This window comes from Hanstruepera flava (assembly GCF_023634025.1).
Classification (GTDB): domain Bacteria; phylum Bacteroidota; class Bacteroidia; order Flavobacteriales; family Flavobacteriaceae; genus Hanstruepera; species Hanstruepera flava.
This window is the reverse complement of record NZ_JALJCW010000001.1, coordinates 1,082,982-1,098,073: the sequence shown is the minus strand read 5'-3', so window position 1 is coordinate 1,098,073 and position 15,092 is coordinate 1,082,982. Positions and strand designations below refer to the sequence as shown.

Annotated in this window: 11 protein-coding genes; 7 read left to right on the top strand and 4 right to left on the bottom strand. The window is 33.4% G+C overall.

Going from position 1 to position 15,092, the window contains the following annotated elements; all coding sequences use genetic code 11:
* Positions 1-50: 50 nt before the first annotated feature.
* Entirely contained in the window at positions 51-350 is a 300-nt protein-coding gene (locus tag MTX13_RS05220) for a GIY-YIG nuclease family protein (RefSeq protein ID WP_250433323.1), read from the top strand.
* A gap of 46 nt (positions 351-396) precedes the next feature.
* Entirely contained in the window at positions 397-1,089 is a 693-nt protein-coding gene (locus tag MTX13_RS05215) for a LytR/AlgR family response regulator transcription factor (protein ID WP_250433322.1), read from the top strand.
* Positions 1,090-1,203: 114 nt separating this feature from the next.
* On the opposite strand, the gene MTX13_RS05210 is transcribed toward MTX13_RS05215, so the two are convergent.
* Positions 1,204-3,294 (bottom strand): S46 family peptidase, encoded by a 2,091-nt coding sequence (locus MTX13_RS05210; RefSeq protein WP_250433321.1) that lies wholly within the window; start codon positions 3,292-3,294, stop codon positions 1,204-1,206.
* Between the two features lie 80 nt (positions 3,295-3,374).
* On the opposite strand from MTX13_RS05210, the gene MTX13_RS05205 reads away from it, so the two are divergent.
* Both MTX13_RS05205 and MTX13_RS05200 read left to right on the top strand, forming a co-directional pair.
* Positions 3,375-4,517 carry a methionine aminotransferase gene (locus tag MTX13_RS05205; RefSeq protein WP_250433320.1) on the top strand — a complete coding sequence of 381 codons (1,143 nt, stop codon included), beginning with the start codon at positions 3,375-3,377 and terminating at the stop codon, positions 4,515-4,517.
* Positions 4,518-4,531: 14 nt separating this feature from the next.
* Positions 4,532-5,311, top strand: coding sequence for an amidohydrolase (locus MTX13_RS05200; protein WP_250433867.1), 780 nt, complete (start codon positions 4,532-4,534; stop codon positions 5,309-5,311).
* Here the strand turns inward: MTX13_RS05200 and MTX13_RS05195 are convergent.
* On the bottom strand, positions 5,298-6,902 hold the full coding sequence (locus MTX13_RS05195; protein ID WP_250433319.1) for an Ig-like domain-containing protein: 1,605 nt from the start codon (positions 6,900-6,902) through the stop codon (positions 5,298-5,300). The genes MTX13_RS05200 and MTX13_RS05195 overlap by 14 nt on opposite strands.
* 55 nt (positions 6,903-6,957) lie before the next feature.
* A complete protein-coding gene (locus MTX13_RS05190) occupies positions 6,958-7,635 on the bottom strand; it encodes a ComF family protein (protein WP_250433318.1) in 678 nt (225 codons plus the stop codon).
* 158 nt (positions 7,636-7,793) lie between these two features.
* On the opposite strand from MTX13_RS05190, the gene MTX13_RS05185 reads away from it, so the two are divergent.
* The 3 genes from MTX13_RS05185 to MTX13_RS05175 all read left to right on the top strand — a co-directional run bounded on the left by MTX13_RS05185 (position 7,794) and on the right by MTX13_RS05175 (position 11,600).
* The gene (locus tag MTX13_RS05185; RefSeq protein WP_250433317.1) at positions 7,794-8,678 is read left to right on the top strand and encodes a hypothetical protein; all 885 of its coding nucleotides are present in this window, start codon (positions 7,794-7,796) and stop codon (positions 8,676-8,678) included.
* Positions 8,679-8,740: 62 nt separating this feature from the next.
* The gene (locus MTX13_RS05180; protein WP_250433316.1) at positions 8,741-10,285 is read left to right on the top strand and encodes a glycine--tRNA ligase; all 1,545 of its coding nucleotides are present in this window, start codon (positions 8,741-8,743) and stop codon (positions 10,283-10,285) included.
* Positions 10,286-10,568: 283 nt separating this feature from the next.
* Complete coding sequence (locus MTX13_RS05175) at positions 10,569-11,600, top strand: hypothetical protein (protein WP_250433315.1); 1,032 nt, start codon at positions 10,569-10,571, stop codon at positions 11,598-11,600.
* On the opposite strand, the gene MTX13_RS05170 is transcribed toward MTX13_RS05175, so the two are convergent.
* Positions 11,597-15,028 (bottom strand): hypothetical protein, encoded by a 3,432-nt coding sequence (locus MTX13_RS05170; protein WP_250433314.1) that lies wholly within the window; start codon positions 15,026-15,028, stop codon positions 11,597-11,599. The two genes, MTX13_RS05175 and MTX13_RS05170, sit on opposite strands and share 4 nt — an antisense overlap.
* Between the last annotated feature and the right edge of the window lie 64 nt (positions 15,029-15,092).

Below are 15,092 nucleotides of genomic sequence, written 5' to 3'. Positions count from 1 at the left end.
AACTACAGTTGTCATTCCTGCGAAGGCAGGAATCCACAATTATTTAACTAATGTTTAAAAACATTCATCAATATCATTTATACATCCTAACCAACAAGAAGAATGGTACTTTATATGTGGGTGTGACAAATGATTTGGAGAGACGCATGTTTGAGCACAAAAAGAAGTTAATTAAAGGTTTTTCCAAGAAATATGGTTTAGATAAGTTGGTTTATTTTGAAACATATCAATACATCAATGATGCTATAAAGAGAGAAAAGAATATAAAAAAGTGGAAACGACAATGGAAGATTAACCTAATTGAGGATAACAATCCGAATTGGGAAGATTTATCAATAGATTGGAATTAAAATGGATTCCTGCTTTCGCAGGAATGACAGAAAAACTAAATTTAGTATGACCTGTATCATCATTGAAGACGAAATACCAGCGCAAAACATTCTTAAGAATTTCTTGAAGAAGTTGCCTGATATGGAATTAATAGCAACTTTTAAAGTCGCTATTGAAGCCAATAATTTTTTAAAAAGCGAAACGGTTGATGTGGTATTTTTAGACATCAATTTGCCGGATATTTCTGGGATTGATTTTATAAAAACCGTCAAAAATCCACCAGCAATTATTATGACTACTGCTTATCCGGATTATGCAGTAAGCAGTTTTGAGTTAGACACCATTGTAGATTATTTGGTAAAGCCTTTCTCGTTTGACCGTTTTTTAAAAGCGATTAATAAGGCCAAAGATAGATTAGAGGTTTTGAATAAAACGACTGCTGATGAATCTGAAGTATTGTTTTTGAATGTCGACAAAACGCTTCATAAAATTGTACTAGATGATATTTTGTACATCGAATCAGACAGAAACTATATAACAGTAGTTACAACAAAACAAAAGCTATCTTATATAGATTCGCTTAAAAATTGGAAAGAAAAATTACCGAGTAATCAGTTTATTCAAACCCACAAGAGCTACATCATAAACCGAAAGTTTGTCGATAAAATTTCTGGAAATGAAATCTATGTAAATAGTAAACGCTTACCTATTGGCAGAACCTATAAGCAGGAATTGTTACTAAAGTTGGGAATTGTTTAATATTGTCACTTTGAGTGATTTCGTAAAACGAAATCGTATCGAGAAGTCTCTTACAAGTTCTCGATACAATTTTTGGTTTCATAAAACCAAAAACCACTCGAACTGACGTGAATATTATTTCTTCGGATGCACCAATTCCATTTCATCAATTAAATGCTTGGCTCCTGCATATTTATCGACAATAAACAGTACATAACGTAAGTCTACCATAATGTTTCGGCAAATTTCTGGATCATAATTCATGTCGCTCATGGTTCCTTCCCAAACACGATCAAAATTTAAGCCAACCAAATTACCATGAGCATCAATAGCTGGACTTCCAGAATTTCCTCCAGTAGTATGATTGGTTCCTAAAAAGCAAACTGGTACTTTTCCATTCGAGTCTGCATATTGCCCATAATCTTTAGCTTCGTATAAATCTAATAGTTTTTGTGGTACATCAAACTCATAATCGCCTGGCACATATTTTTCAATAACACCATCTAAATAACTTACAGGTTGGTAATACACAGCATCTCTTGGTGAATAACCACGCACTTGACCATACGTTACACGTAACGTGCTATTAGCATCTGGAAAATAACGTGCATTTGGTAAGGCTTTCATTAAAGCTGTCATGTATTCAGTTTGAAGCGCAGTAATTGGTTCGTTTTTTTGCTGGAATTCCGCATTTATAGACGAGAAAAACTCATCAATCATAGGCTTGGCATAAGCATAAGCAGCATCTTCATTCAATTTTTTTATCACCTCCTCTGCAGAACCATCAAATAATTTTAAAGCATTATCTAAATTGGTAAATGCAGTTTTGTCATAAATGGTTGGGTCAACATTAGTCTTATTGTATAAAGGCATAACGGCTTCAAAAACACCTTTATCAACAGTCACATCATAATTTTTATGGATACCTTTTAGAAGGTTTGTAATATAATCTCTGTCTTTTTCAATATTATCTGGATTTTGTTTTAACGATTGTTCTACTTGGTAAGCTCTAAACGTCATTTGCATGAGTTCGTTGGTCACTAAAAACACTTCAATGAAATTTCTGCGTTTGATATTTATATCAGCAAAATCGGCATACAATTTGTCAAACTCTGGTAAAATATGACCGTATTTATCTTCTAGTCCTTTTTCTTTTAAAGCTTTAGTAAATGTAGCTTCAAAAGCTTTGCGTTCTGCAACCGCATTACTTTTTTCAATTCCTAAATTTTCGCCAATCCATTTTTTCCAAGCATTGGCAATACGTGCTTGTTTAGATGCATATTTAATACGAACCTCGTCATCAGCTTTCATTTGGGCATCAATAACTTTTAAAGCCGCTTCACGGATAGCAATATTACTTGGGTTATATTCTTTAGTGATGTGCTCTATAGCTACAGCAGGAAGATACTCGTCTGTACGACCTGGGAAACCAAATACCATGGTAAAATCGCCTTCTTCAACACCATCTAAAGATACTGGTAAGTAATGTTTTGGCTTATATGGTACATTGTCTTCACTATATTTTGCAGGACGATTATTCTTATCAGCATAAATTCTGAATAAAGAAAAATCACCTGTATGTCTTGGGAACACCCAGTTATCGGTATCACTTCCAAATTTCCCAATGCTGCTAGGTGGTGCACCAACCAAACGAATGTCTTCAAAACGCTCGGTTACAAATAAGAAATATTGATTGCCTTTGTAAAACGATTTAACTTTGGTGTCTTGCCAGGCTTCTTTTGTAACTTCAGCTTGTAAGCTATTACTGTTTTTATCAATGGTCGATTGCTTTTCCTTTTCAGTCATGGTTTCAGTTACGCCAGCTAAAACTTGCTCGGTAACATCTTCAATACGCACAATAAACTCAATAAAAAGCCCTTCATTTGGCAATTCTTCTTTTAGGTTCATAGCCCAAAAGCCATCTTTCAAATAATCGTTTTCTAATGAAGAATGCGATTGAATTTGACTAAAACCGCAATGATGATTGGTCAATACTAAACCCTTGGATGAAATCACCTCACTGGTACAACCACCATTAAAATGACCAATAGCATCCTTTAGGCTAGAGTTATTGACGTCGTAAATATCTTTAGCAGTTAATTTGCTGCCCAAGGCTTTCATTTCGTTTTCGTTCATGCCCTCTAAAAGCGAAGGGATCCACATACCACCTTGTTGCGCCGAAACCTGAAGTGTGATAAAAAGTAAAAGTAATCTGAATAATTTCATGGTTTAAATTTTTTGAATCCTTCAAAGATAAAAAGTTCTTATCATTTAATCGTATAATAGAAGTTATTACCTTTACAATTATGAGGCATATTTCAAAATTACCAGACGTTGGTACAACTATTTTTACCGTAATGAGTGCATTGGCTAATGAGCATAATGCCATTAATTTATCACAAGGTTTCCCCAATTTTAAAAGTGATCAGAAGTTGATCGACCTAGTGAACAAGGCTATGAATTCAGGGTATAACCAATATGCACCTATGCCAGGAAATTTAGAATTACGCCAAGCCATTTCAAAGAAGTTTGAAAACTTATATAGCACAAGCTATCATCCAGAATCAGAAATAACCGTTACGGCAGGTGCCACCCAAGCCATATTTACTATCATTTCAACATTTGTTAAGCAAGATGACGAAGTCATCATTTTTAAACCTGCTTATGATTGTTATGAGCCATCAATCGAGCTTTTTGGTGGTATTGTGAAGCCTATTCAATTAAGTGTGCCAAATTATCAAGTAGATTGGGATTTGGTTGAAAAAACGATTTCCAGTAAAACAAAACTCATAATTGTCAATACACCTCATAACCCTAGTGGAACTATATTATCTGAAACCGATATGCTCAAACTACAGGAATTGACAAAAAACACAGACATTATAGTGTTGAGTGATGAGGTTTATGAGCACATTATTTTTGATGGTTTAAAACATCAAAGCGTATGCTTGTTTCCTGGTTTAAAAAATCGAAGTTTTGTGGTGGCTTCCTTTGGAAAAACCTTTCACAACACGGGTTGGAAAATGGGTTATTGCTGTGCACCAAAAGAGTTGATGGATGAATTTAAAAAAGTGCATCAGTTTAATGTGTTTGCTGTAAATCATCCCATGCAAAAAGCTTTAGCTAATTATTTACAGGAGCCCAATCATTATTTGAGTTTGCCAGCATTCTACCAAGAAAAGCGGGATTACTTTTTGAGCTTACTTAAAGACTCAAGATTTAAAGTCAGCCCTTCAAAAGGCACTTATTTTCAAGTGTTGGACTTTTCAGAAATCACCAGTGAGTATGATGTTGACTTTGCCAAACGATTGACCATAGAGAATGGCATCGCATCAATTCCCATGTCTGTTTTTAATGAAGGAGGAAAGGATGATAAAGTCCTACGGTTTTGTTTTGCAAAAACAACTGAAACTTTGGTGCAAGCAGCTGAAATTTTAAATAAAATTTGATTATTTTAGAAGTTATGCAAGAACACTTAAAAGTAGCTTTTTTTCAAACCGATTTAGTTTGGGAAGACGCTAAAGCCAATCGGAAAAATTTCAAGGAAAAATTTCAAGAATTACCTAGCGATGTAGACTTAATAATATTTCCTGAAATGTTTACTACAGGATTTACTATGAATGCCGAAACGATGGCAGAAACTATGGATGGTAAGTCAGTGGAATGGATGAAGAAACAAGCATTGGAGTATGATATAGCTCTTATGGGAAGCTTAATTATAAAGGAAAATGACAAGTTTTATAATCGTATGATTTTTACTTTTCCAGATGGTTATATAGTTGCCTACGATAAACGCCACACCTTCTCCTTGGCTGGAGAAGATAAAGTGTTTGAAGCAGGGAAAGAAAAGGTGATTATTGAATACAAAGGCTGGAAGATTTGTCCATTGATTTGTTATGATCTGCGTTTTCCAGTTTGGTCAAGAAACACGGCAGATTATGATATGGTTGTATATGTCGCCAATTGGCCTAAACCAAGAATTGCTGCCTGGGATGCCTTGCTTAAAGCGCGAGCCATTGAAAATATGTGTTATTGCATTGGTGTTAACCGAATAGGGATAGATGAAAAGCAAAATGAGTATTGCGGTCACTCGGCAGTTTATGATGTTTTAGGTAATAATATTACACCTTTGAGACCCAACAAAGAACAAATTGAAATTTTGACCCTAGAAAAAAAGCATATTGAATACTACAGGAATAAGTTGAAATTTTTAAACGATAAAGACAGCTTTACAATAGAATAAATTCATAAATAGAATCGAAATTAGACCGCACTTCCAGTTTGTCTGGAAAATGACTTACACGTTCTGGTTGCAATTGTTTAAGATAGTTTCCGGAGTCAAACTTACCATTACCGTTTGAATCAAAAATGGCACGCAAATAATAATCACCAGATTCTATATGTCTAAAATCAATTGGTTCAGGTTTTGTAGTGTAAATTTCGGCTTTTACTTCACCTTTGTCGTTGGTGAGTTGGACAATCATAGGGTAAACCGCGTTTTGTAATGTTACACGAACATTGCCGTAATCGCCATAGGTTTTGGTAGATAGCTTATAATTTAAAGTGTCGTTTGTGTCCCCAAAAAAGTCTTCAAAAGCTTCAGGTAATATTTCAATATTGAAGCGTTCGCTTTCTGGTTTTTCAAAGGCAATTTCAACAGTATTGGATAATGTGTCTAGCTTTGTTTGAAAATCAACTTTAAGAGAATCGGCATTAAGAATAGTAATTTTATCAGTGTCAATTTTTGAAAAGGGTACGGTTCCGGTTATTTTAAAATTATCTTTAAAATTTAACGAGCCTGTTGGGCTTGCAGATATTTCTAAAGTATCACGTTGTTGTTCACTAATTTTAACGGTAAAATCTTCGGTATAATTTTTTGCCGTTACATTAAAAAGTAAGGAGTCTACTTCCAACCTTGGTTTATACCAATAGTATAAAGAGTCTGCTTCAGGGTCTTTTGTAATACGCGATTCAAAATCATCTGGAACATTAGAGCGCATATTGATTGCAATAGAATCGTAATCGCCTTGGTAGCCAAAGGCAACTTTTTCACCAGATATTAATCGTGGACGTATAATTTTGGTGTCTAGGGTTTCTTTAAATAATTTCAACTCGTATATACTATCTGTTGGAACCGTAATGTAAGATTTGTAAAAGCCTATTTTATCGGTACTTGGCTGAAATTTGTAATCTTGGTTTTCATCTTTCATGGCAACTAACATATACTTTCCAGCTTTTAAATTTTCTAAAGTAAATGTTGTAGTGCTATCAAGTGTATTGGTAATATATCGCGGTTGTTTTTTAAAAACTATAGAGTCGTTTAAAGTAGAATCTACCTCGTATAACATTACAGAAACAAAATTATCTGGTTTTTGCAACTCGGCATCTATAATATAGCCACTAACTGATAATGAATCGATATAATCACCGGTAGAGAATACATATTTATAATATGGAAATGGATTTTCTTCGTTATTGTCTACAATGCTATTGCCAAAATTAAAGGCATAAGTTGTGTTTGGGGAAAGAGTATCATTAATTCGAATACGAATGGTTTTACTGGCAACGCTCATTGGAGTAATCTCTGGAGCAGGATCCATAGGTGGCGAAATTATGAGCTGCTTTTGTAAGTTTTTAATTTTTATATACTCATCAAAAGTTATCTCAATTTCATTGCCTTTAAAATTTAAATTGTAGTTTTCTGGTTCAGACTTTACAATTTCGGGAGGCGTTATATCTTTTGCTCCGCCACCAGGTTTTCCACGATTAGCACAGTTAAAAAAAACGAAGCTAACTACTAAAAGAAAAATAAAATTTGAAAGGCTTTTGTACATTCGAGTATTCTATTTGTGCAAAGAAACAATATATTTAGCATTATTAAAATAGGTATTAAGCTATTGCCATAGCAGCGATACTAATTTTAACGTTTTTTGTGTTTAATAATATATTGGAGCAAGCTTCTAAAGTTGCTCCTGTTGTAATAATATCATCTACCAACAATACATGTTTGTTTTCAATTTTATGCGTGTTAACAGCTTGAAATATTTCAGGATTATTAAACCATCTTGAAATTCTTGATTTACTAACTTGTGAAGCTGTGTTAGTTGTTTTAATCAAAACATCATCAACATATTCTGCATTAATATGTTTAGCTATTTGCTTGGCAAATAATGTAACTTGATTATAACCGCGTTTTTGAAGCTTATTTTTGTGCAATGGAACTGGAATAACAAGGTCTATGTTAGAATATGCTTTAATCTCTTTAAGTTCAGATCCCAACCAATTACCTAAAAACAAACCTATTTCTTCAAAACCTTTGTATTTTAAATTATGAATTAGGGTTTGCGTAAGTCCTTTTTTTTCAAATCGTAAAAGAGCAGTAGCATATTTTACGGGAACCCTACCATAAAAAATACGCTTAACGGTATCATCATCATTAAAATGAAAATTTGTAACAGGTAATTTATGTCTACACAAGGTGCAAATATAAAGCTCGTTATCTGTTAATAAATGGCTACAGCTATAACATACTTTTGGAAAAAATAAATTGGCTAACGATTCAAGCATGTATAATAATTTAGTAATAAATATATTACAGTTTTTTAAGCCTGTAAAATGCAATTGAAATTTTATAAGAACTTCAACAAATTTTTTTTCATTTCATCGATAAAAAGTGATTTTAACCAATCTTAATTTTAGTTTAGCGAGATAATAGATTAATTAAGATGATAGTTAACCCTCAATTATTTAACTACAGATTAATTATTGGTACTTTGGTAATAGCCATTGTTGTATTAGGGTCAATTAGCTTTTCTAGTTACAACACACACAAAAGTCAAGAAGCTGTTGCAGAACAAGAGTTTAAGCTTGTGCAACAGGAGTTGTCAGAAATGATATCGCTTTACGAAAAGGTTGGTGTTGAAAACGAAGAAACAGCCTTACAGTTACGACATTCTAAATCTAGAATACATGTGCTTCTAGATTCTTTACAGATGGTCAAAGCCAATCTTCCATTAATTACGAAGTATAAGCAAGAAGCGAGAGCATTAAGAGAGAGCCAAAATGTTGTGCTTGCTAAATTAAACTCCATTAAAAAAGAAAATTCTAAACTCCAATCAGAGTCTGATAAAGCTTCTGAAACCATTGCCTTGCAAAAGGATCAGATTGAGCAACTAATTGTGGAAAATCAAAAGTTAGCAATTGTTGTAAAGGAGTTTACAGCATTGTCGGCAAATAACATTCAAGCAAAAGCTTTAATTACATCCAGATCAAGTTACGATATTGAAACAAACAATGCAGAAGAGGCCAATAATTTAGAAGTTTGCTTTACATTGGAAGAAAATCCTTTTTCCCCTAAAGGTAACAAAGATATTTATGTTCAAATTTTAGATCAGAACAACAATGTAATTTCAGATAGAGGTGCTGTTCAATTTGGTAAAACGACATTGGTTTACAGTGGAAAAACATCTGTAAATTATAGAAATTCTAACATAGATGTGTGCACTAAAATTAATGTGAATTCTAAAGAACCACTCAAAAAAGGGAATTATATCATATCCGTTTTTCATGACAATGAAATTCTAGGAACTTCAAAAATAGAACTAAACTAACTAACCAATATATTTTTTAGAAAACCGCTCATTTAGTTGAAGCGGTTTTTTATTTTTGCAGCATGGCAAACAACGACGATCAATTTAAAAAGGTAATCTCTCACGCAAAGGAGTATGGTTACGTATTTCAGAGTAGTGAAATCTACGATGGATTAAGCGCAGTTTACGATTATGCTCAAAATGGAGCAGAATTAAAAAAGAATATTCGTGACTATTGGTGGAAGGCCATGGTACAAATGCACGATAATATTGTGGGAATAGACGCAGCGATTTTTATGCACCCAACTACATGGAAGGCTTCTGGGCATGTTGATGCTTTTAACGACCCGCTAATTGATAATAAAGACTCTAAAAAGCGTTACCGAGCTGATGTTTTAATTGAAGATTATTGTGCCAAACTAGAAGCTAAAATTGATAAAGAAGTTGCAAAAGCGGCTAAACGTTTTGGAGACGCCTTTAACAAAGCCGAGTTCGTTTCAACAAATGGTCGCGTATTGGGCTATCAAGAAAAGATTGATACTATTTTATCGCGAATGGCTAAATCGTTGGAAAATGAAGATTTAGCAGATGTAAAAGCACTTATTGAAGAATTGGAAATTGCCGATCCGCTGTCTGGTAGTAAAAACTGGACAGATGTAAAGCAATTTAACCTGATGTTTGGCACCAAACTTGGAGCTTCGGCAGATACAGCAATGGATTTGTATTTACGTCCTGAAACCGCTCAAGGAATTTTTGTTAATTTTTTGAACGTGCAAAAAACGGGTCGAATGAAAATTCCGTTTGGTATTGCGCAAACTGGTAAAGCATTTAGGAACGAAATAGTTGCCAGACAGTTCATCTTTAGAATGCGTGAGTTTGAACAAATGGAAATGCAGTTTTTTATTAAGCCAGGCACCCAGAAAGAATGGTTTAATTACTGGAAGGAAACCCGATTAAAATGGCATAAGTCATTGGGAATGGGAGATGATAATTACCGTTTCCACGACCATGAGAAGTTAGCGCATTATGCCGATGCTGCAACAGATATAGAATTTAAATTCCCATTTGGGTTTAAAGAGTTAGAAGGTATTCACTCACGTACCGATTTCGATTTAAAGCAACATGAAGAATATTCAGGAAAGAAACTGCAATATTTTGACCATGAAGATAATGCCAGCTATACACCTTATGTGTTGGAAACCTCTATTGGTTTAGACCGTATGTTTTTAGCTGTATTTTCTAATGCCTTGGTAGAGGAAGAACTAGACAACAATACAACGCGAACCGTTTTAAAATTACCAGCAGTTTTGGCGCCTGTTAAAGCAGCAGTATTTCCGTTAGTTAAAAAAGATGGTTTGCCAGAAGTGGCCAAACAAATAGTTGACGATTTAAAGTGGGATTTTAATGTTTTTTACGACGAAAAAGATGCTGTTGGAAAACGATACAGACGTCAAGATGCTAATGGTACGCCATTTTGTATAACTGTTGACCATGATACGTTAGAAGATAACTCTGTTACTATTCGTCATAGAGATACTATGGAACAAAAACGAGTAAAGATAGACGATTTACGAGATATTATTAAAAAAGAAGTTGACGTTAAGCATTGGCTTCAAAAAATGAAATAGAACTTACATTGCGAAACTATCAAAGAAAGTTGTGGTAATCTTTTGGAAAGGTTAAAAGATTCTTCACTACGCTTCACTTTGTTCTGAACGACATAAAAAAACTCCCAAGTTAATCTTGGGAGTTTTTTTATTTGACTCAATAAAAAGCATGGTTTACTCATTATAGTTTTTGGTAGTATACATAATTTTGGATATTTGAGCTACTAACCAGTTATCTTATATGAAATTTATTTACACTCTTATTTTTACTTCATTACTTGTTTCTGCCTATTCTCAGCAAAACATGGATACAATTTATGGGAACCCTAAATCGGTTAGGGAAAAGGTTGAATTTTTAAACGAAAAAAAACAGAATTATAAGTTTATGCAAAATGATGGAGATTATGGCCATGCATTAATATTTACTCCAGAGAATATCCGAGAAACTTTTAAATGTAACTGGGTTGACTCAAAAGGTTGTTTCTATGTAAATTATAAAAAGGAATTTCTGAAAAACGGATTACCTGATAATGAGATTTGGTATAATAAAGATGGAAGTTTTAAAAGAGAATATAAATATACTTATGATAAAAATAATAATTTAGTTGAAACTAAAGAGCTTTATTGGGATGATGTTCATTACCTTACTAGATACTTTTATAATAAATCAAATTTGCTGATTTCTGAAAGTCGTTATTGGAGTGACGACCCCAATGATTTTGTGCATTTGTATTTTATAAGAGGATACAAAGGAAAAATAATTGGAGTAAATAGCTTTGATGAAGATGGTAGCCGAGATATTATTACATATGAAATAGATAGCATTGAAAATACAATTAATGAATATCATCAAAGAGTTTTTAATTATACTAATGAAGATAGTTTTAAAGTTAGAGATTCTATTGGGAAAAAGTTTTTATTAAAAAAGAGCAAGTTTGATGATTTTGAGAATAAGGTATATGAAGAGCACTGGATTGAAGAAAATTCGAAAAGACCTTATAAAACGATTTATGAATATGATGAAAGAAACAATTTAATTTATGAAGGCTATGCTCGAGATACTGTTTATGCTTACAGAAAATATAAATATGATTTAGATGACAGGAAGATTAGTTACGAGTATTCAGTAGTTAAAAACAGCTCCTCAAAAGAGTTGGTTAATTATAAATACGATGAAAAAGGATACATAATTAAAGTATTGTGCCATTTTAGAGAGAAAGAATATACAATTGATTATAAATACAAATTCGACAAAAAAGGAAACTGGACCGAAATAACAAAAATTGTAAATGGCGAACCTTTATATGTATGGACAAGGGATATAAAGTACTATTAAAAATAAGCTTTTAGTTGTATGTTACCTGTATGGATGACTTTGCTGGTTTCAGATTTTCTACCGTTGTAAGACAAATTTAAATCTAAAAAACTGGTTATTTTCTTTTGTGCAATAAGATTCCATGTGTAGTTTTTACCAGGCTGCAAGCCTTCCATCATTTGGTAAGCCACTGCCGTGTTGGTATCGCCAGAAAAATCATTTGAAAAATAATTAAACTCGCCGCTAATAGCTATTTTTTGAAAATTGGCGTAACGAAATGAGGCACCATATTTTTGCTGCTTTAAAGTTTCAAATTGTGCAATGGTATTTTCTTTACTAGCATACTGGAAAAACACATCAAAACTGGTATTGTCATTTAACAGATACGTTAGTTTTGGGAAAAAATTAGTCTCTTCAATATTGAAGTTTTTACTTGGATAATTTTCACTTAAGCTCTCGTTTTCATTAAAATTAGATTCCAAATTTATAAGCCAATTTTTGGCAAATTTATGATTGAATTGCAGCTTATGGCTTACCAAATTATTCTCAATGAATCCAAAAGACAGTACATTTCTTGACTTATTACTTAAATAAGTGTAGGACGTTGTGTAACGTTGTTTACCACGGTTAAAGAACAAGACGTTTCTAAAATTATATTGTAAGGCTAATTGGTTGGCTTCATTTATATTAAATGGATTTAAGTTAAAATCGTTACCATCACGTCTTTCTTTACTGTCTATCAAATACGAGGTTTGATTGTGAAAATGCGAAAGCACCTTTTTAAAGGTGTTATCATCGTTTGCCCATTGTTGCGGATTAAGCGTTAATAATTGACTAAAACGTATTTGATGGGTTTTAATAAAAACCTGGTTGGGAAGTAAAACGCGTATATAATCGGCTTCATCTGGAAATTGTGCAATTTCAAATTCTTCCAGTTCCTGTATCCCATTATTGTTATAGTCAATCCATGTGTAAACACCTTGCCCAGATTCTACTTCCAAATATGTGAATTCTTGTTGCGGTGCTGTTCCTGAATTGGTTTCATAAGTGGTATTCCAGAATATAAGTTGTTTAATAAAGCGCTGGCTAAAAATTAAACGCGAATTCAGCGAATTTTCATTACGCTCTGGGTCTATGTCTTTTAACGTCCGGTAATTGGCATAAAATGATAGATTGGTTCTACTGTTTTGAATAAGGCGCGAATCAATATAATAATTGTTAGAGGTGTTTACTTTCCCTAATCGGCTATTTCTTAAACTATCGTTTACGCGATATTTATAACCCACTTCAGCAAAAACTTTGGTGCTGTCGCCAATACCTGCAAAAACTTCATACGATTTAAACCGTTGACTTATTGGTGTAAAGGAATCGGTTTCAATAACACGTTGTTCATTACTTTCCAAAGCTAATCGCGTTCCTGTCCAGCCCTTGTTAAAACTATATGCTATTCGGTTATAAGATCGTAAAAAAGTTGAGGTAGACTCATTTGAATCGGCATTCAAAAAACTAGAATTACTAACTATTTGCCATCGTTTTAAGGCTAAATCGGCTAAAGCTATATGTCTGTTGCCGTTAAAATTATTGCTGTAGTTTAAGTATTCAAATTGATAGGAAACAAGGCCTTTTTTTGGATGAAAAGCTTTTAATCCAGAAGTAATAAAAACCTGATTGCCCAAATTTGTGATATTTTGGGAACCGTTTGAAGTGCCTAAATTCCAGTCTCTACTAAATTCTGCATTATAAATACGTTCAATGGTTCTAAAGTTTTCATTAATATAGTCTGTATCGATAAGTGCATTTAAATTCCATAAGCTATCTGATTTAATAATAGCTTGGTTAACTATAAATTTTCCAGCATAGCCATCGTTATCGTCGTCATCAATACTTGAGAACAGGTTGAGGTCGTTTTTGCTTCCTGCCAATTCAAAAGTTATATCGGTTTTTTGCGTTGGCTTATAGTTCCCGTTAACAATCGCTAATTGCAATTTATTAGGGGCAACCAATTGTATAATGGGCTCATAATTCCCTTGAGGAACTCCAGCAATAGGTTCTATGTATTCATATATAGTTGAAATGGCATCAATATCGCTAATAATATAATTTCCCAAATTATCACCCACCAATGAAAATTGTACACTATATAATTCATCGTCAGGATTATTAGAAAACACAAAGGCTTCAACACTATTTATAAGTTCTTTTTTATATAAAACTCTGTTTTCGTTATAGGCTTCTGGTGTGGCCGATGGTGCAACCATAAGGCTTTTGTCATCGCCAGCTTGAGCTAAAATCTCAACTTGTTCTGCCGATAGGTTTTGAGATAACGGACTGTTTTTTGAATCACTCTCACTATAAACTGAAGCTCCTATCTTAAGTTTATCACCAGAATAGTTACCACCACCATAAACAATTAAGCGGGAATAATAACGCTCGCTATACTGGTAGTCTACCGTAATACGCATTTCAGAAGTAATAGGAAATGTTGGGTTGAAAATAATTTCACCTGCATTATAGTCTATTATGTAGTCGTTGTTTTCACCACGTTCTAGTGGAACTCCGTTTACATAAACGGTTTCGCTGCCAGATACTATTAATACATAAAGCTCCTCGTTTGGGCCAGTTATTTTATAAGGACCTTGATTGCCTTCCTGTGCTGTAAATTGCGAGGTGTTAAATTGTCCTCTTACCAAAGCCCCTGCGGCAAATAAATTTGTAGTTGAATTAGGATGGTTGAGTTTGGCGTTAATTGAAAGCCCTTGAACACGTTTGCTAAATTTTCCAAAAAACGAATTGGCATTTACCAAATCTACATCACCTGCGCGAATTTTCCAGTTTTCGCTAAACATTTCAATGAATACTTGGTCAAATTCATCCAAGCGTTGTGAGTAACCACTCTCTTGAAGTGGAATATTGGCATCCTGAATAGATGCCCTTAAGGATACTTTTTCACTTAATTTACCTGTAATTCGCAAATCCAGCTCGCTATTCAAAACAGAGTTTTGATTGTTTCCAACTACTATGCCTCTAGAAATACTACCTTGAGTTGTAAGACCATCAAATGGTTTATATTCATCGCGCTCACTGGGTTGTGATAATTTGTATAATAATTGTTGTTGGTCAGTATTAGCTAAAACAACTTTATCGTCCAGTTGTTTGTAGGTTTTTGTTAAAAAATCAGGATAGGCCAAATAATCAGCAATTAAACTGTCCTCGGCAACGGGTTTTTTTAAATATAAAATGGCTTTTGCAAAATCAACTTCATAATAGCTGGCATCGATAAACGAACTATCTTTTTTTTTGAGTGTAAAAAACCCAGAATTTATACTAATACTGTCGATAACAATAGAATCTTTAACAGCTACTGTTTTACTCCTATAATTCGAAATAGGATTTTGCGAATACACACAAAACCCTAAAAATAAGGACAGAACAGTTAGTTTAATTCTCATGTTGTAATAAAACTGCTTTAAACGGTATTTATTTTGTTGATAGTTTTTGTTAAAAGCAATTTAA

Coding starts and splice junctions, on each gene's coding strand:
- MTX13_RS05220 (WP_250433323.1), top strand. CDS start 51: ATGTTTAAAAACATTCATCAATATCATTTATACATCCTAACCAACAAG.
- MTX13_RS05215 (WP_250433322.1), top strand. CDS start 397: ATGACCTGTATCATCATTGAAGACGAAATACCAGCGCAAAACATTCTT.
- MTX13_RS05210 (WP_250433321.1), bottom strand. CDS start 3,294: ATGAAATTATTCAGATTACTTTTACTTTTTATCACACTTCAGGTTTCG.
- MTX13_RS05205 (WP_250433320.1), top strand. CDS start 3,375: ATGAGGCATATTTCAAAATTACCAGACGTTGGTACAACTATTTTTACC.
- MTX13_RS05200 (WP_250433867.1), top strand. CDS start 4,532: ATGCAAGAACACTTAAAAGTAGCTTTTTTTCAAACCGATTTAGTTTGG.
- MTX13_RS05195 (WP_250433319.1), bottom strand. CDS start 6,902: ATGTACAAAAGCCTTTCAAATTTTATTTTTCTTTTAGTAGTTAGCTTC.
- MTX13_RS05190 (WP_250433318.1), bottom strand. CDS start 7,635: ATGCTTGAATCGTTAGCCAATTTATTTTTTCCAAAAGTATGTTATAGC.
- MTX13_RS05185 (WP_250433317.1), top strand. CDS start 7,794: ATGATAGTTAACCCTCAATTATTTAACTACAGATTAATTATTGGTACT.
- MTX13_RS05180 (WP_250433316.1), top strand. CDS start 8,741: ATGGCAAACAACGACGATCAATTTAAAAAGGTAATCTCTCACGCAAAG.
- MTX13_RS05175 (WP_250433315.1), top strand. CDS start 10,569: ATGGATACAATTTATGGGAACCCTAAATCGGTTAGGGAAAAGGTTGAA.
- MTX13_RS05170 (WP_250433314.1), bottom strand. CDS start 15,028: ATGAGAATTAAACTAACTGTTCTGTCCTTATTTTTAGGGTTTTGTGTG.